The organism is Ruixingdingia sedimenti (genome assembly GCF_031432425.1).
Lineage (GTDB): Bacteria > Pseudomonadota > Alphaproteobacteria > Rhodobacterales > Rhodobacteraceae > Ruixingdingia > Ruixingdingia sedimenti.
Window position 1 is genome coordinate 199825 of record NZ_JAVKPH010000002.1, and the last position, 14745, is coordinate 214569.

At 70.6% G+C, this 14745-nt stretch carries 17 protein-coding genes and 1 tRNA gene; 8 read left to right on the forward strand and 10 right to left on the reverse strand.

Annotation, left to right across the window (positions count from 1 at the left end; genetic code table 11):
- Positions 1–42: 42 nt before the first annotated feature.
- The 3 genes from RGD00_RS02985 to rlmB form a co-directional block, all read right to left on the reverse strand.
- Positions 43–696 carry a protein-L-isoaspartate O-methyltransferase family protein gene (locus tag RGD00_RS02985; protein WP_310455760.1) on the reverse strand — a complete coding sequence of 218 codons (654 nt, stop codon included), beginning with the start codon at positions 694–696 and terminating at the stop codon, positions 43–45.
- Positions 697–832: 136 nt separating this feature from the next.
- Positions 833–1282 carry a CoA-binding protein gene (locus RGD00_RS02990; protein ID WP_310455762.1) on the reverse strand — a complete coding sequence of 150 codons (450 nt, stop codon included), beginning with the start codon at positions 1280–1282 and terminating at the stop codon, positions 833–835.
- A gap of 177 nt (positions 1283–1459) precedes the next feature.
- Positions 1460–2239 carry a 23S rRNA (guanosine(2251)-2'-O)-methyltransferase RlmB gene (gene rlmB / locus RGD00_RS02995; protein ID WP_310455763.1) on the reverse strand — a complete coding sequence of 260 codons (780 nt, stop codon included), beginning with the start codon at positions 2237–2239 and terminating at the stop codon, positions 1460–1462.
- Between the two features lie 118 nt (positions 2240–2357).
- Between rlmB and RGD00_RS03000 the strand changes: the two genes are divergently transcribed.
- Both RGD00_RS03000 and RGD00_RS03005 read left to right on the forward strand, forming a co-directional pair.
- Positions 2358–2441: transfer RNA gene (locus RGD00_RS03000), tRNA-Tyr, on the forward strand.
- Positions 2442–2640: 199 nt separating this feature from the next.
- The gene (locus RGD00_RS03005; RefSeq protein ID WP_310455765.1) at positions 2641–2928 is read left to right on the forward strand and encodes a hypothetical protein; all 288 of its coding nucleotides are present in this window, start codon (positions 2641–2643) and stop codon (positions 2926–2928) included.
- 55 nt (positions 2929–2983) lie between these two features.
- Here the strand turns inward: RGD00_RS03005 and RGD00_RS03010 are convergent, their stop codons facing one another.
- Positions 2984–3175, reverse strand: a complete 192-nt coding sequence (locus tag RGD00_RS03010; RefSeq protein WP_310455767.1) for a hypothetical protein — start codon at positions 3173–3175, stop codon at positions 2984–2986.
- A 155-nt stretch (positions 3176–3330) separates the two neighbouring features.
- On the opposite strand from RGD00_RS03010, the gene RGD00_RS03015 reads away from it, so the two are divergent.
- Both RGD00_RS03015 and RGD00_RS03020 read left to right on the forward strand, forming a co-directional pair.
- A complete protein-coding gene (locus RGD00_RS03015) occupies positions 3331–4119 on the forward strand; it encodes an aspartate/glutamate racemase family protein (RefSeq protein WP_310455769.1) in 789 nt (262 codons plus the stop codon).
- 70 nt (positions 4120–4189) lie between these two features.
- On the forward strand, positions 4190–4936 hold the full coding sequence (locus RGD00_RS03020) for a lipopolysaccharide kinase InaA family protein (RefSeq protein ID WP_310455770.1): 747 nt from the start codon (positions 4190–4192) through the stop codon (positions 4934–4936).
- A 95-nt stretch (positions 4937–5031) separates the two neighbouring features.
- Here the strand turns inward: RGD00_RS03020 and RGD00_RS03025 are convergent, their stop codons facing one another.
- From RGD00_RS03025 to RGD00_RS03035, 3 genes are read right to left on the reverse strand one after another with little or no spacing between them, the layout of a single operon-like run.
- Positions 5032–6216 carry a vWA domain-containing protein gene (locus RGD00_RS03025; RefSeq protein ID WP_310455773.1) on the reverse strand — a complete coding sequence of 395 codons (1185 nt, stop codon included), beginning with the start codon at positions 6214–6216 and terminating at the stop codon, positions 5032–5034.
- A gap of 12 nt (positions 6217–6228) precedes the next feature.
- A complete protein-coding gene (locus RGD00_RS03030) occupies positions 6229–6390 on the reverse strand; it encodes a hypothetical protein (protein ID WP_310455774.1) in 162 nt (53 codons plus the stop codon).
- Positions 6391–6441: 51 nt separating this feature from the next.
- Positions 6442–7851, reverse strand: coding sequence for a DUF2927 domain-containing protein (locus RGD00_RS03035; protein WP_310455775.1), 1410 nt, complete (start codon positions 7849–7851; stop codon positions 6442–6444).
- Between the two features lie 406 nt (positions 7852–8257).
- Between RGD00_RS03035 and RGD00_RS03040 the strand changes: the two genes are divergently transcribed.
- Complete coding sequence (locus RGD00_RS03040; RefSeq protein ID WP_310455777.1) at positions 8258–9268, forward strand: class I SAM-dependent methyltransferase; 1011 nt, start codon at positions 8258–8260, stop codon at positions 9266–9268.
- 16 nt (positions 9269–9284) lie between these two features.
- Positions 9285–10106, forward strand: a complete 822-nt coding sequence (locus RGD00_RS03045) for an SDR family NAD(P)-dependent oxidoreductase (RefSeq protein WP_310455778.1) — start codon at positions 9285–9287, stop codon at positions 10104–10106.
- A gap of 196 nt (positions 10107–10302) precedes the next feature.
- Here RGD00_RS03045 and RGD00_RS03050 read toward each other — a convergent pair whose 3' ends face one another.
- Positions 10303–10767, reverse strand: coding sequence for a hypothetical protein (locus tag RGD00_RS03050; RefSeq protein WP_310455779.1), 465 nt, complete (start codon positions 10765–10767; stop codon positions 10303–10305).
- 347 nt (positions 10768–11114) lie between these two features.
- On the opposite strand from RGD00_RS03050, the gene hemF reads away from it, so the two are divergent.
- Complete coding sequence (gene hemF / locus RGD00_RS03055; protein ID WP_310455780.1) at positions 11115–11996, forward strand: oxygen-dependent coproporphyrinogen oxidase; 882 nt, start codon at positions 11115–11117, stop codon at positions 11994–11996.
- Positions 11997–12048: 52 nt separating this feature from the next.
- Here the strand turns inward: hemF and RGD00_RS03060 are convergent, their stop codons facing one another.
- Entirely contained in the window at positions 12049–12564 is a 516-nt protein-coding gene (locus RGD00_RS03060; protein WP_310455782.1) for a hypothetical protein, read from the reverse strand.
- 109 nt (positions 12565–12673) lie between these two features.
- Between RGD00_RS03060 and RGD00_RS03065 the strand changes: the two genes are divergently transcribed.
- Entirely contained in the window at positions 12674–13420 is a 747-nt protein-coding gene (locus RGD00_RS03065) for a hypothetical protein (RefSeq protein WP_310455783.1), read from the forward strand.
- A gap of 274 nt (positions 13421–13694) precedes the next feature.
- Here the strand turns inward: RGD00_RS03065 and hemE are convergent, their stop codons facing one another.
- Complete coding sequence (gene hemE, locus RGD00_RS03070; protein ID WP_310455785.1) at positions 13695–14729, reverse strand: uroporphyrinogen decarboxylase; 1035 nt, start codon at positions 14727–14729, stop codon at positions 13695–13697.
- Between the last annotated feature and the right edge of the window lie 16 nt (positions 14730–14745).

The window sequence follows — 14745 nt, forward strand, 5'->3', positions numbered from 1 at the left end:
GCTCCTGTTCCTCTGTTCCGCGCCCGACTGCCTGTTTTTATGTCAGAGCGCGAATTCCCGTTTTTCTTCGAACCCCGGCAGCACCGGGGCAGCGGCGTTGAAGGCAAAGCGCCAGGCGATATGCCCGTCGCGCTTGAGCCCGGTGCGGCAGACGCCAAGCGCGCCTTCCATGAACAGGCAGGCGATGCGCCCGCCTTCCTTCAGCTGTGCGGTGACGGCCTCGGGCAGAACCTCGACCGCGCCCTCGACCAGGATCGCGTCATAGGGCCCGTGCTTGGGTGCGCCGTCCGCCAGCGGTGCGGCGATGACGGCGGCATTGTCCACGCCTTCGGCCGACAGGGCGGCCTGCGCCTCGGCGGCAAGGGCGGCGTCCTCTTCCACGGCGACCACGGCCTCGGCCATCCGGGCCATCACGGCGGCGGCGTAGCCGAGCCCCGCGCCCAGATCCAGCACCAGTTCCCCGGCCTGAATATCCAGCGCATCCAGCATCTTGGCCAGCGTGCGCGGTTCCAGCACCACACGGCGCGGGGCGAGCGGGAGGTTCTCGCCGATATAGGCGGCCTCGCGCAGGGCGGGGGGCACGAAGACCTCGCGCCGGACGGCCAGCATGGCCGCGATCACCGGATATTTGGTGACATCGGACGGGCGGACCTGGGTATCCACCATCGTGACGCGGCGGGCGGCGAAATCCGGCATGGGCGAGGCTCGTGAGATCGTTGAATTCGCATATGTCTTGCCACAGAAATACGCGATGGGCAACAAGCCGCGCAAACGGGCGACGCGGTGACGCGGGGCCGCCCTCTGTGCGCGCCCGCACCGACGGAAGCGGCCGTCAGGCCGCAGGGCGCGGGCGGTCGCCGAAGAGGCGGGGATATTCCGCCTTGGGGCAGCGGTTCTGGATCACGGTCAGGCCCCGCGCTTCCGCCTTGGCGGCGGCCTCGGCGTTCATCACCCCGACCTGCATCCAGACGGTGCGCAGATGCGGCAGATGCGCCAGCGCGTCGTCGACCACCGGGGGCACCTGTTCGGACCGGCGGAAGATGTCGACCATGTCCACCCGGTCCTCCGCCGGGATGTCGGCCAGCGCGGCGCGCACGGTTTCGCCAAGGAAAACCTGCCCCGCCAGCCCCGGATTGACCGGGATCACGCGATAGCCGCGGCCCTTGAGGAAGGCCGCGACATAGTGGCTCGGCCGGCTTGGATCGGCCGAAAAGCCCACGACGGCGATGGTGCGCGTCTGCGTCAGCACGCGGCGGAGAAGATCGTCGGAAGGGTCGGTCATGGCGGCGCCTTTCGTGAAACGGGGGCGTTCAAGAAAAAGGCGCCCGGACCAGAGGCCGGGCGCCAGTCACGGAACGAGGGACAGTGAAGTGAAACGCGAAGGTTCCGGGTCCGCGTCTCTGTCTGTGACATGGATACCGCAGTGGCGGATTGAAATGCCGTTGACGCGAACGTGATCTCACTGCGCCTCACCTGCCGCATAAAGCGCCACCGCCGCCGCGTTCGATACGTTGAGCGAACCGAACCCCCCCGCGAACGGGATCCGGGCCAGCATGTCGCAGGTCTCGCGCGTCTTTTCGCGCAGGCCGGGGCCTTCCGCCCCCAGGACAAGGCCGATGGGGCGGCGGTCGGCGCGGGACACGGCCTCGGCCAGCGTCAGGTCGGCCGCGCCGTCGAGGCCGATCAGCACATAGCCCATGGCGCGCAAGGCCTCCATCGCCTCGGACAGGTTGGTGACGCGCAGATAGGGCTGGCGTTCCAGCGCGCCCGAGGCCGTCTTGGCCAGCGCCCCGGTTTCCGGCGCCGAATGGTGGCGCGGCGCGATCACCGCGCGGGCGCCGAACACCTCGGCCGACCGCAGCACCGCGCCCACATTGTGCGGGTCGGTCACGCGGTCGAGCAGCACCACCAGCGGCTTGCCCGCGCCCGCCGCCGCCACATCCTCCAGCGATCCCCAGTCCAGCGGCTTCACCTCCAGCGCCGCGCCCTGGTGGACCGACTCGGGGTCGATCGGGGCGGTGAACCTGCGCGCATCGGCGATCTCGGGCGCGATCCCGGCGGCGGCGATGGCATCGGCCAGCTTGTCGGCGGCATTGCGCGTCACGATCAGCCGCAGCCGGACCCGCGCGGGGTTCAGCAGCGCATCGCGCACCGCATGCAGCCCGAAGAGCCACACCGTCTCTGCCGCCGCCGTGCGCTTGGCGCGTTCCTTGTCGATCACCCAGGCGGGTTTCTTCATCGTATCCTCCGTTGGCGGCGCCAGAATGGACGGGGCGGGGGGCGGGCGCAAGGGCAGGGTGGCGGCCAGAATTCCGCTTGACGCCCCCCGGGGCCTCCGCTATCTCCCCCCTCGCGTCGGGCGACGTGCTGCAAGGTGCGGCAGCGGACTGTAACTCCGCCGGGGAGACCCATGCCTGGTTCGATTCCAGGGTCGCCCACCACTTCACCAAGAATTGCTGTGTAATGCCAATGACTTGGCGAAATGAGTGGGTTTCGCCACCCCTGCCTAACAAATACCTATGACAAATGCCGAAGCCCCATCCGGGTTGCCGTGCAGGGGTGTTTCCTGCCCGCGAAAGGTCGGCTTGCCGCGATGCCAGCCCCGGCGCATGATCGTAACCGCACATCATCGGGGGCAATATGGGTGACACCGTTTCGGACATTCTCACGGGCTTAGGCTTGGCGCTGACCTTGGCCGGGGCATGGATCACGGCGCGGGCGGTGATATTGAAGGAAGATGACGCAATCAACATTGGTCTGCCACGATGGGCTTCCGATGATCGTGAAAGAAACTTGACGCTGCCGATGGTGCAGAACCTTCTTGCGTCTTCCCGTGGTGCGCGGCGCGGCCTTCTGTTCATCGCAGGCGGCACGGCGTTGCAGCTTGTGCCGATCATCGTTCGACTGGCCTGCCAGATCATCAGCTAGAAAAAAGCCGCCCCCGAAGGGGCGGCAGGCGGTTTCCACGGCCCTGTGGAACTGGTCAGGCTTCGGCGGTGCGCAGCGAGCTTTCCACGTCAACGCGGGTCTGCATCCCGGCTTCAACAATCGGGTCATAGAACACGCGGGGCACTTCGGCGGCGACGCTGGCAAGCTTTTCGTCCAGCGCGGCCACGTCCTGCGCCACCTTCACCCGCATCGCGGCGTCGGGCGCATGGGCAATCGCGGCGTCCATCCGCAGCCTTTCGACCCGATCCTCCTTTCCGACTAACGGCTTGGCGGGGTTCTGATGGTGCTGGCCTCTCCCCGCCCCGTTCCCCCGCCAAGGGGGCATGCGCGTGCGCCACCATGGGCGAGGATCGGGCATCCAGCCGCATCCGGGGAGCCGTCATGAAAATCTGGTATCAGGTCAGCGTCGATTTCGCGCATCATCAGACCTTCGCCCGTCACCTGCACGCCTATGCCAACCATGTCGCCTCGCCGGGCACCAGCGTCACCGTGCACGGCATGGACCCCGACATCGGCCGGGGCCTGCCGCAGGCGGATGTGCTGCTGTCGCCGGTGTCCTACCACCAGACGATCAAGCGGCTGTTCCTGCGCAATGCCCGCAAGGCCGAGGCCGGGGGCTATGACGCCTTCGTCGTCGGCACCTATGCCGAACCGGCGCTGCGCGAACTGCGCTCGCTGGTGGAGATCCCGGTGGTCTCGGCGGCGGAATCGACGCTGCTCACCGCCTTTTCCGTCGCGCCGAAGGTGGCAATGATCGGGCTCAGCCAGCAGACGGTGCCGTTCAACCGCGCCTCGGTCACGCGCCACCGTTTCGGCGAACGGGTCAGCGGCATCTATACCGTGAACGAGGTGATGCTGGAACGCACGCTGGACCAGCAGTTCGACGCGCCGCAGGAATATATCGACCAGTTCGTCGCCGCCGCCCGCATCGCCATCGCCGAGGGCGCCGATGCGATCATCCCGACCGAGGGGGTGGTGGCCACCATCGTCGGCGTCAACGGCATCACCGAGGTGGACGAGGTGCCGATCATCGACGGCGTGGGCGTGCCGGTGATCTGCGCCGAAACCGCGATCACGCTGCGCCGGCGGCTGAAGATCGGGCCGAGCCGCAAGCGCGCCTATGTCCGGCCGAGCCCCGAGGCGCTGAAGGTGCTGTTCGACACGCTCTGAACCAGGGCCCTTACAAAACCGTCACATCCGGCTTACATTCCCCCCGTCCAGCCACGCGACGGGGGTGCCGGTGTCACTGTCCCATGATCTTGCCGAAACGGTTTCCGGCGCGCTCGGCCAGCCGCCGCGGCGGGTGATGGCGCTGACGCTGGCGGACGGGCGGCGGTTCTGGCTGAAACGGGTGGAACATCTGCGCCTGCGCCTGCGCCTGCAGAAGGGCGATCCCGCCCGCGCGTTCGAGGCCGAGCGCGCCGGGCTCCACCTGCTGGCCGCGCGCGGGCTGCCGGTGGCGGAAATCGTGCTGGAAGGGCCCGACCATATCGTGCTGGCCGATGCGGGGCCGACGCTGGCGCAACTGGCGGCGGAACCGGGGCGGGACGATGCCGCCACGGCCTTCGCCGCCGCCGGCCGGGCGCTGGCGCGGCTGCACCGGGCGGGGCTGGCGCATGGCCGCCCGGCGGTGCGCGACATCTGCTGGGACGGCCACACCGCGCGCTTCATCGACCTCGAACGCTTCTCGCCCCGCCGCCGCGGCGGGTTCTGGCAGGGGGTGGACCTGCTCTGCCTCGTGCAGAGCGCGCATGCCCGCTGGCCCGACGACCCCCGCTGGCTGAACGCCACGCTCGCCGCCTATGCGGCAGAGGCCCCGCCCGGCGCGCTGGCCGCCGCCGCGCGCCTTTCCCGCCGCCTCGCGCCCCTCGGCACGCTCGCCCGCCTGCTGCGCCCGCTGCGCCCCGAAAGCCGCGAACTCAACGCCGTATCGCCGACATTGGCAAGGCTGGCGGCGCTGGACCGCCCCCCTTCACTTTCTGTCTGAAAATATCCCGGGGCGCAGGATGGTGCGCCACTGGTTCGAGAACCAGCCTGCGCGGGGCTGGCCCCCGGCGCCACGCCACCCACCCGGCGCAACGCCTACCGCCCCAACTCCCGGATTCCCCGGGCGATTCCGTCCAGCGTCATCGGCACCATACGGTCCGCGAACACCTGCCGGATCAGGCGGATGGAATGCGAATGGTCCCAGAACCGTTCCGGCACCGGGTTGATCCACAGATGGCCGGGCCATTGCTGACAGGCGCGTTCCAGCCACAGCTTGCCGGGTTCCGCGTTCCAGTGTTCGTTCGCGCCGCCGGGTTGCAGCACCTCGTAGGGGCTCATCGAGGCATCGCCCACGAAGATGCATTTCCAGTCGTGCCCGTAGGTGCGCAGCACCTCCCATGTCGGGGTCTGTTCGTCCCACCGGCGGCGGTTGTCGCGCCAGACGCCCTCGTAGAGGCAGTTGTGGAAATAGAAATATTCCAGATGCTTGAACTCGGCCCGGGCGGCGGAAAACAGTTCTTCCACCACCTTCACATGCGGGTCCATGCTGCCGCCCACGTCGAGGAACAACAGCACCCTTACCGCGTTGCGCCGTTCCGGCCGGGTCTGCACGTCCAGATAGCCGTGCTCGGCCGTGGCGCGGATGGTGCCGTCGAGGTCCAGTTCCTCCACCGCGCCGTCGCGGGCCCATTTGCGCAGCCGTTTCAGCGCCACCTTGATGTTGCGGGTGCCCAGTTCGACCGTATCGTCGAGGTTGCGGAACTCGCGCTTGTCCCAGACCTTGACGGCGCGGCCCTCGCGGCCCTCCTTCTGGCCGATGCGCACCCCTTCGGGGTTCGAGCCATAGGCGCCGAAGGGCGAGGTGCCGGCGGTGCCGATCCATTTGTTGCCGCCCTGATGGCGGCCCTTCTGGTCCTCCAGCCGCTGGCGCAGGGTTTCCATCAGCTTGTCGAACCCGCCGAGCGCCTCGATCTGCGCGCGTTCCTCGGGCGTCAGCACCTTTTCGGCCAGCTTGCGCAGCCATTCCTCGGGCAGGTCGATGGCGTCCAGCACCTGTTGGGGGGTGATCGCCTCCAGCCCCCTGAAGGCGGTGGCGAAGGCCTGGTCGAAACGGTCGAGGTGGCGTTCGTCCTTCACCATCGCGGTGCGGGCGAGGTAATAGAACCCCTCGATGTCATAGGTCGCGAGCCCCGCCTGCATCCCTTCCAGAAAGGCGAGGTATTCGCGCAGGCTGACCGGGACGCCGGTCTTGCGCAGGGTCTCGAAGAAGGGCAGGAACATCGGTCCCTCCGCCTATATCCGGTTCATCACCACGGTGGCGAGCAGGCCCACGAGGGCGAATATGATCGCGTACACGCCCGCATATTGCACGATGTCGAGCGTTGTGCCCTTGCGCGACCGCGCGAGCCATCCGCCCCAGAGCGCCCCGATCACAAAGCCCGCCACTATGAACATTCCCGGTCCTTCCTGTCGTTCCGCGCCAAGGGCCGCGCGGCCCTCGGCCGCCTAGCCCCCGGCCCGCGGGGGCGTCAGGGCGGCGATCTCGGACAGGCGGTTGCGCACCGTATCGTCGGCGCCGAAGCCATAGCGCGCCCATCCCAGACTGTCGAGCCGCACCGCCCGCGCCTCTTGTTCGTGGCCCAGCATCTCCAGCGCCTCGGCGCGGATCATCAGGAGCGTCGCCAGCAGCGCCGCGTTTTCCGCCGCCTGCACCGCGGGAATGGCGCGGCCCGTCAGCACCAGCGCCTCTTCCGCCTGCCCGGAGCCGAGCGCGAAGGCCGCCATCTGCATGTCCACATGCGCGACATGCAGCGCGCCGTCGGGCAGGGCGGCATAGATCCGCGCCGCCTCGGCGAAGTTCAGCACCGCCATCTCGATCTCGGACGCGAGGCTGAGCCGCGCCACCGCGAAATGGCTGAAGGCGCGGCGGTTGTCGGCCCATCCCCGCGCCTCGGCGATGGCCAGCGCCCGGTGCGCCGCCACCCGCCGCGCCGGCGCCGGCGTGCGCGGGCCGAGCGCGGTTTCGATGGCGTCGATCCAGGCGCGCGGGCTGTCGTCGGCGCCGCGCGCGGGCAGGCGTTCGCCGCGCGGGTTCAGCCGGCGCAGGATCGCGGGCAGGGCGGCGGCGGCCTCGGCCCGGGTCATGCCGGTGCGCAGGGCCGGGTCGTAGGCCGCGCGCAGCACCAGCATGTCGAAGCCGGTCAGGACGGTGTGGAAATTGTCGTCGTTGAACACCGAATCCGACAGCCGGTAAAGGTCGTTCAGCGGCCCGAGCGCCTGCGCCAGTTCCTCGTGCAGGCAGTCGCGCACCTCTTGCGGGGCGACATCGGCGGGGACGAAGACGGTGATCCGTTCGCGCGATTCCAGCGTCGTCCAGTCCACCTCGGGGCCGTGGCGGCGGCGGCGGAATTCGTCCCAGCCGCCGACGCGGGGCACGACGAAACAGGCGGCATGCGGCACCACCGCCTGCATGCGCGCGCGGGGCAGGAATTCGACATGCAGGTTGGCGGCGGCGGCGCTGTCGGCCCGTGCGATGTCGATATGCGCCTCGGACCGCAGGCGCAGCAGCAGGCGCGACAGCTCGGCCTCCGCCCCCGGGGGGACCTGGCCCGCAAGGCCCACGCGGATCGGCGCCTCGTAGCGGGTGAAGCGCGGCACCTCGCGCCCGCTTTCCATGCGGAAGAAGAGGTCGAGGATATCGCGCGCGATATCGGCATTCGCCCGCACCGGCGGCGTGCCGGGCCGGGGGGCGAAGTTCTTCATCGCCGGCAGCGCGGGCATCGCCATCTGGCGGCGCTGCGGCACCTCCGTCACCGGCGGCGCGGCGCAGGCCGAAAGCAGCAGCGCGCAGACCGCCGGCAGCAGCCAGCGGCGGGCGGCAGGGCGGGTCGCGGCGGGGGCGGGCAGGGCGGTCATGGCGGCTCCGGTTCGATCACGGCGATGTTAACCCCCCGGCAGGGGATTCGGAACCCGCGGCGGGGGAAACAATCCGCGCCTGTGGGCCGGGCCGACATCCACCGCGTTCAGGCCGGGCGGGAGGGGGAGGCAATGGAGGTCTCGCCAGTTCCGGCTCCGGTGCGGAGGACAAGAATTTTCGTCCGAAAGTTCTTGGGCCGGGACAACGAAGCCCGTGGCGAAGGCACCGCCTTCGCCCGTCGGATTGGCGGGATCGGGTGTCGCCCCTTGCCGGCTCGTGACACGGCGGGCGGGGGTGGATTCTGCGGGTGCGCCGTGCGATGGTGCGCGCCAATCCACCCGCCCGGCCTACCGGCACCGGGGGCGGTACAGGCAGATACGCAGGCTTTCCACCCATGGCACGGCGATGAACGGTATCCGGTTCCAACTGGCGCTCGACTCCGGGGCCATCGCACTGCCCGATACGGGCCGCGTGGCGGTGATCCGGCCGCGGGCGGGCGATGACCTCGGCCCGCTGGACCGCGCGGTGGGGCGCGCGCGGATCGAGGTGGTGACGGGTTTCCGCCCCGACCACGATGCCTTCGCCGCCGCCGGATACCCCGCGCGCGCCGATCTGCACGGGCCCTATGGCGCCGCTGTGGTCAGCCTGCCGCGCGCCCGCGCCCATGCCCGCGCGCTGGTCGCCGCCGCCGCGGCGGCGATCGCGCCCGGCGGGCCGGTGGTGGTGGACGGGCAGAAAACCGACGGGATCGACAGCCTGCTGCGCGACCTGCGCGGGCAGGGGGCGGATCTGTCGGCCCCCGTCGCCAAGGCGCATGGCCGCCTTGCCGCCTTTGCCGCCGGTACGGCGGACCTGTCGGGCTGGACCGCCCGTCCCCATGTCACGCCCGAAGGCTTCACCACCCTGCCGGGGGCCTTTTCCGCCGAAGGCCCGGACCGCGGATCCGCCCTGCTGGCCGCGGCCCTGCCGGGGCGGCTGCCCGCGCGGCTGGCCGATCTGGGGGCCGGGTGGGGGTATCTCTCTGCCGCGATCCTTGCGCGCGAAGGGGTCCAGACCCTCGATCTGGTCGAGGCGGAGGCCGACGCCCTTGCCTGCGCGCGCATCAACATCCCCGATCCCCGGGCGCGGTTCCACTGGGCCGATGCCACGCGCTTTCGCCCCGACCGGCCGCTGGATGCGGTGGTGACGAACCCGCCCTTCCACGAGGGGCGCGCGCCCGACCCGGGCCTCGGCATCGCCTTTTTGCGCGCGGCGGCGGGGATGCTGTCGCCCGCGGGCACGCTCTGGCTGGTCGCCAACCGCCATCTGCCCTACGCCCCCGTTTTGGCCGAGACCTTCCGCGACCATGAAGAGATCGGCGGCGATGCCGTCTTCCGCCTGATCCGCGCCCACCGCCCGATCCGCCCGCGCGGCTGATGTTCCAGAGGCTGCCATGACCTTTTCCATCACCGGCAAGACCGCCATCGTCACCGGCGCCGCGCATGGCATCGGCCTCGCCATCGCGCGCCATTTCGTCGACCGGGGCGCGAATGTGATGTTCGCCGATGTGGACGAAGAGGCGCTGGCGCGCGAACTGGGCGAGGCCGCGCGCGGCGAGGGGCCGGTGCGCTATTTCGCCGGCGACCTGCGCCAGCGGCTGACCATCGCCAATCTGGTGTCCGCGACCATCGACGCCTTCGACCGGGTGGACATCCTGGTGAACGCCAGCCGCCATGTCGCGCTGTCCGACCCGCTGGAACCCGAGGACGACGCGGTGGAAGAGATGTTGCAGCAGAACCTGCTGACCGCGCTGCGCCTGTCGCAGCATGTCGCGCGGCGGATGATCGCGCAGGCGGCGCGGCCCGATGGCGATGCGGCGGGCGGGGCGGAACAGGCGGGGGCGATCGTCAACATCTCGTCCATTGCGGCGCAGCGCACGCAGCCGGAACTGATGGGCTATTCGGTCGCCTGCGCGGCGGTGGACCAGATGACCCGCGCGCTGGCGCTGGCGCTGGCGCCGAAACGGATCCGGGTGAACGCGGTCGCCTTCGGCAGCGTGATGAGCGCCTCGTTGCAGCGCGGGCTGAAGGAGCACGGCGATTTCCGGGCAGAGATCCTCCGCCGCACCCCCCTCGGCCGCATCGCCGCGGCGGTGGAACTGGCCGAGGCGGCGCAGTTCCTCGCCTCGGACGCGGCGGGGTTCGTCACCGGGCAGATCCTGACGGTGGACGGCGGGCGCACGCTGCTCGACCCGGCGGTGGCGCCGGCGCATTAGGGTGTGCTCCCGGTCCTGCCATTTGGCTGGCGCAGGCGCGTGCCTTCGCCACATCCCGCCCTCGCCGCTGCCCCGGCCTGGCCGGGTTTCCTGACATCTCCGTCTCTCACGGCACCACCGCGCCACGGGCGGGGGAAACGCGGTGCGTTTCCTCATCCCGCCCGGGCCGGACCATAGCGCGAATACCCCCGCGCCCCTATTCGGGATAGGTCGCCCGGCATTGCGCCACCGCGGCAGAGGCCATGGCGTTCAGTTCCGCGCGTTTCTTGCGCATCTCGGCCAGCTTGGCGCGTTCGGCGGCAAGATCGACCGCCACCGGGCGGCGTTCGGATACCGGCACGTCCTCCCAGCAGAAGCCGGGGGCGCTGTCGTAGTAGAACACCGGCTTGGCCCCCGGCTCGCGCGGCGGGGCCTGGCGCAGCACGGGGCGGTTGCAGGGCACATAGCGCATCTCGGTATGCACGGTCTCGCGATAGCCATAGCCGCGGGCGATATTGCCCTCGGTCTCGGCGATCAACTGGTCGAGCACGCGCAGGTCGCGCGTGGCGGCATTGATGCATTGTTCCTGCGGGGTGCCGCAGGCGGCCAGCGCCGCAAGGGCGGCCAGCAACAGCGGATACCTGGCACGGGCGGCAGCGGGGGGCAGGAAACTGCGGGTCATCGGAAACTCCCAACCGTGTGGATGCAGGGTACGCCTTTGACGCGGCGGGGAAAAGGGGCAGGGCGATCACATCTTGCGCGGCGCGCGGGAAGATGCCGGAACGACCGCGGCCTTGCCCCGTGCACACCGCCGGAGGCTAGAAACCCGCCCCCCTTCACTTTCTGTCCTTAAATATCCCGGGGGCGCCGGCTGGTGCGCCACTGGTTCGAGAACCAGCCTGCGCGGGGCTGGCCCCCGGCCCGCCCGATATCACCGGCGCACCGTCATGCAGATGCCCCTTCACGCCGGCCTCTGGCCGCGCCGCCCCCCGCCTGCTATCACCCCGCCAGCCACAGGAGGAACCGCCCATGACCACCGACCCCTTCGACGACCGCAAGGCCCGTGCCGCCCGGTGGTTCCGCGACTTGCGCGACCGGATCGTGGCGGCCTTCGAAGATCTGGAGGATGCGCAGCCCGGCGACACGGCACCGGGGCGGTTCGAGGTCACGCCCACCCGCCGCGCCGCCCCCGACGGGGGCGATGCCGGCGGCGGGCTGATGAGCGTGATGCGCGGCGGGCGGGTGTTCGAGAAGGTGGGGGTCAATGTCTCGACCGTCTTCGGCACATTGGGCGCGCGCGCGCAAAAGGCGATGGCGGCGCGCGGGGTGCCGGGGATGGCGGACGATCCCCGCTTCTGGGCCAGCGGCATCAGCCTCGTCGCGCATATGCAGAACCCGCATGCGCCGGCGGTGCACATGAACACCCGGATGTTCTGGACCCCGCATGCCTGGTGGTTCGGCGGCGGCGCCGATCTCAACCCCTGTATCGAATACCCCGAGGACACCGCGCATTTCCACGCGCAGATGCAGGCGGCCTGCGATGCCCACGACGCGGCCTATTACCCCCGCTTCAAGGCCTGGGCGGACGAATATTTCTTCGTTCCGCACCGGGGCCGGGCGCGGGGCGTGGGGGGGATCTTCTACGACGACCACAACACCGGCGATTGGGACGCCGATTTCGCCTTCACCCGGTCCGTGGGCGCGGCCTTCCTGCCCGCCTTCCTGCCGCTGGCCGACCGCCGCCGCACCACGCCCTGGTCAACGGCCGACCGCGAGGTACAGCTGGTCCACCGCGGGCTTTATGCCGAATACAACCTCGTCTACGACCGGGGCACGAAATTCGGGCTGGAAACCGGCCATGACGCCAATGCCGTGCTGATGAGCCTGCCGCCGGTGGCGAAATGGCCCTGAGGGGCCTTCCGTCCGGGCGCGGCAAGGGCGGCGCGGCGCAGCGGGCCCTGGCTCAGTGCCCTTCCAGCAACTGCCGCACCCGGGTGCGGATCGCGGCCGAAGGCGCGCTGCGTCGCGCCTGCGCATGGGCCACCGCCACGGCCCGCAACGCCGGGTCGTCCGCCGACAGCGCGAAGAGCGCCGACAGCGCATAGGCCGCGACGATCCGGCTGCGATGGTCGAGGCTCGCCTCGGCAAGGGCGAAGGCCGCCGCCCGTTCCGCCGGATCGAGCCGCAGCCGCGGCAGCATCTGCAACAGATGCCAGCGCACCTCTTGCTGGGAAATCGCGGCAACGCTGCCCAGTAGGGTGTGCTTGTGCGGGGCAAGGCTGCCGTGATCGGCGCGCGTCGCCTTTTCCAGCGCGTCGGCCGCGCGGGTGGCGACGACGGGATCCGCATCCTGCATCAGCCGCACCGCCGCCGCGATGCCCCGCGCCGAGCCCGCGATCCGGCGCGCGACGGCATCCGCCTGCCCGATGGACCGCCGGTCGCCGCCTTCCAGAAGATGCCGCAGGTCCGCGTCTTCCATCGGCGCAGCCTGCCACATCTGCCGTCCCCGCGCCAGCCGGGATGCGGCCGCGCCGGGTTGCCCCGGGGGCAAGGGCAGGCTAGCATCCCCCGGAATAGCTGGAGCGGGCATGGGCGTGACCGGATCGCAGACCCCGGGGGAGATGCTGATGGGGCTGGTGGACCGGCTCTATGTCATCAACCTGCCCGTCCGGGCCGACCGCCGCCGCGACTTCGCGGGCGAGCTGCGCCGCATCGGCCTGTCGTTCGAGGATCCGCGCGTGGTGCTCTATCCCGCGCAGCGGCCGGACGAGCCCGGGGGCTTCGGGTCCGTCGGCGCGCATGGCGCGTTTCTGAGCCATCTGGGCGTGTGCGAGGCGGCGCTGACGGCGGGGGCGCGCGCCTTCTGCGTCTGCGAGGACGATCTGGATTTCCATCCCCGCTTCGCCGCCCGCATCGGGCCCTTGGCGTCGCTTCTCGGGGCGGTTCCGTGGGATATCGTCTATGCCGGCCATGACGGCACCGTCGCGGGCCGGGCGCTGGCGGGGCGGCCCGAGGTGCTGGAACTGGCCCCCGACCGCCCGGTGGGGCAGCTGCATTTCGTGCTGTTCCGGGCGGCGGCGGCGGTGCGGCTGCGCGACCATCTGCGCGCGATGCTGCAAGGGCCGGGGCAGGGCACGCCGATGCCGGTGGATGCGGCGATCGCCATGTTCCGCGCGGCGAACCCCGACCTGCGGACGCTGGCCATCGCCCCCCCGCTCGGCCATCAGCGCCCCTCGCGCGCCGACATCGCGCGGCTGCCACTTTATGACCGGCTGCCGGTGCTGCGCGACATGGCCGATGTGCTGCGGGGGCTGCGGCGGCGGCTGTCGGCGTAGGGGGCCGATATTCGCGCGATGGTCTGGCCGGGCGGGATCAGGAAACGCATTGCGTTTCCCCCGCCCGTTCGCGCGGCAGTGCCGTTGGAGACGGAGATGCCGGGCAACCCGGGTAGGCCAGCGCCTGCCCCGGCGGGCGAGTAGCGCCCGCCATGGGCGGGGCGGGCGCTGGCCGGGGGCTTGGGGCCCCCGGCCGGGGCAACTCCACAGACATCGCGGTGGCGAAGGCACGCGCCTTCGCCAGCCAAGCGGCAGGGGTGATTGTCGATCTATCCTAACCGGCGCTGCGCACCGTCTCGATCATCAGGCGCACGTTCTCGGGGTCGGCATCGGGGGTGATTCCATGGCCGAGGTTGAAGATATGCGGCCCGCCCCGGAACGCCTCGACCACGCGGCGGGTTTCGTGCACCAGCGCCGCGCCGCCCGTGACCATATGCCGCGGGTCCAGATTGCCCTGCACGCAGCCATCCACCTGCACCTTTTCCGCCGCCCAGTCCGGGCTGACCGAATTGTCCAGCGCCACGCAATCCGCCCCCGTCGCGCGGGCGAAGCCGATGTAGCGCTCGCCCGCCTCGCGCGGGAAGGCGATCACCGGCAGGCCGGGGTGGCGGGCCTTGAGGGCGGCGATGATGCGCCGGTTGGGCGCCACGCAGAAATCGTCGAAATCCTGCCCCTTGAGGCTGCCGGCCCAACTGTCGAACAGCTTCACCACCTCTGCCCCCGCCTGCACCTGACGCGACAGATATTCCACCGTCGCCTCGGCCAGCAGGTCGATCAGCGCGGCAAAGGCGGCGCGGTCGGCGGCCTTGAAGCCATGCGCCGGCCCCTGATCGGGCGTGCCTCGCCCGGCGACCATATAGCTCGCCACCGTCCAGGGCGACCCGGCAAAGCCGATCAGCGTGGTCTCGCGCGGCAGTTCGCGCGCAAGGATCGCGACGGTTTCGTAGACCGGGGACAGCCGGTCGTGGATCGCCCCTGCCGGTTTCAGCGCCGCCACCCCCGCGGCATCGGTCACGGTCGAAAGCCGCGGCCCCTCGCCTTCCGCGAACCACAGATCCGCGCCGAGCGCCTGCGCGATCAAGAGGATGTCGGCGAACAGGATCGCCGCGTCGAAGCCGAAGCGGCGGATCGGCTGCAACGTCACCTCCGCCGCCAGATCGGGATTGTAGCACAGCGACAGGAAATCCCCCGCCTGCGCCCGCGTGGCGCGGTATTCGGGCAGGTAGCGCCCGGCCTGCCGCATCATCCACACCGGCGGGGTGGGCAGCACCTCGCCCCTCAGCGCGCGCAGGATCGTCTTGTCTGTCATGGCTTCCCCCCGGGTT

Excerpts from the sequence above, each read along its gene's own strand:
- RGD00_RS03030 (WP_310455774.1), bottom strand. The coding sequence starts at position 6,390 with ATGTTCATAGTGGCGGGCTTTGTGATCGGGGCGCTCTGGGGCGGATGG.
- RGD00_RS03050 (WP_310455779.1), bottom strand. The coding sequence starts at position 10,767 with ATGACCCGCAGTTTCCTGCCCCCCGCTGCCGCCCGTGCCAGGTATCCG.
- hemE (WP_310455785.1), bottom strand. The coding sequence starts at position 14,729 with ATGACAGACAAGACGATCCTGCGCGCGCTGAGGGGCGAGGTGCTGCCC.
- RGD00_RS03010 (WP_310455767.1), bottom strand. The coding sequence starts at position 3,175 with ATGGACGCCGCGATTGCCCATGCGCCCGACGCCGCGATGCGGGTGAAG.
- RGD00_RS03045 (WP_310455778.1), top strand. The coding sequence starts at position 9,285 with ATGACCTTTTCCATCACCGGCAAGACCGCCATCGTCACCGGCGCCGCG.
- RGD00_RS03005 (WP_310455765.1), top strand. The coding sequence starts at position 2,641 with ATGGGTGACACCGTTTCGGACATTCTCACGGGCTTAGGCTTGGCGCTG.
- hemF (WP_310455780.1), top strand. The coding sequence starts at position 11,115 with ATGACCACCGACCCCTTCGACGACCGCAAGGCCCGTGCCGCCCGGTGG.
- RGD00_RS02985 (WP_310455760.1), bottom strand. The coding sequence starts at position 696 with ATGCCGGATTTCGCCGCCCGCCGCGTCACGATGGTGGATACCCAGGTC.
- RGD00_RS02990 (WP_310455762.1), bottom strand. The coding sequence starts at position 1,282 with ATGACCGACCCTTCCGACGATCTTCTCCGCCGCGTGCTGACGCAGACG.
- RGD00_RS03065 (WP_310455783.1), top strand. The coding sequence starts at position 12,674 with ATGGGCGTGACCGGATCGCAGACCCCGGGGGAGATGCTGATGGGGCTG.
- rlmB (WP_310455763.1), bottom strand. The coding sequence starts at position 2,239 with ATGAAGAAACCCGCCTGGGTGATCGACAAGGAACGCGCCAAGCGCACG.
- RGD00_RS03040 (WP_310455777.1), top strand. The coding sequence starts at position 8,258 with ATGAACGGTATCCGGTTCCAACTGGCGCTCGACTCCGGGGCCATCGCA.
- RGD00_RS03025 (WP_310455773.1), bottom strand. The coding sequence starts at position 6,216 with ATGTTCCTGCCCTTCTTCGAGACCCTGCGCAAGACCGGCGTCCCGGTC.
- RGD00_RS03035 (WP_310455775.1), bottom strand. The coding sequence starts at position 7,851 with ATGACCGCCCTGCCCGCCCCCGCCGCGACCCGCCCTGCCGCCCGCCGC.
- RGD00_RS03015 (WP_310455769.1), top strand. The coding sequence starts at position 3,331 with ATGAAAATCTGGTATCAGGTCAGCGTCGATTTCGCGCATCATCAGACC.
- RGD00_RS03060 (WP_310455782.1), bottom strand. The coding sequence starts at position 12,564 with ATGGAAGACGCGGACCTGCGGCATCTTCTGGAAGGCGGCGACCGGCGG.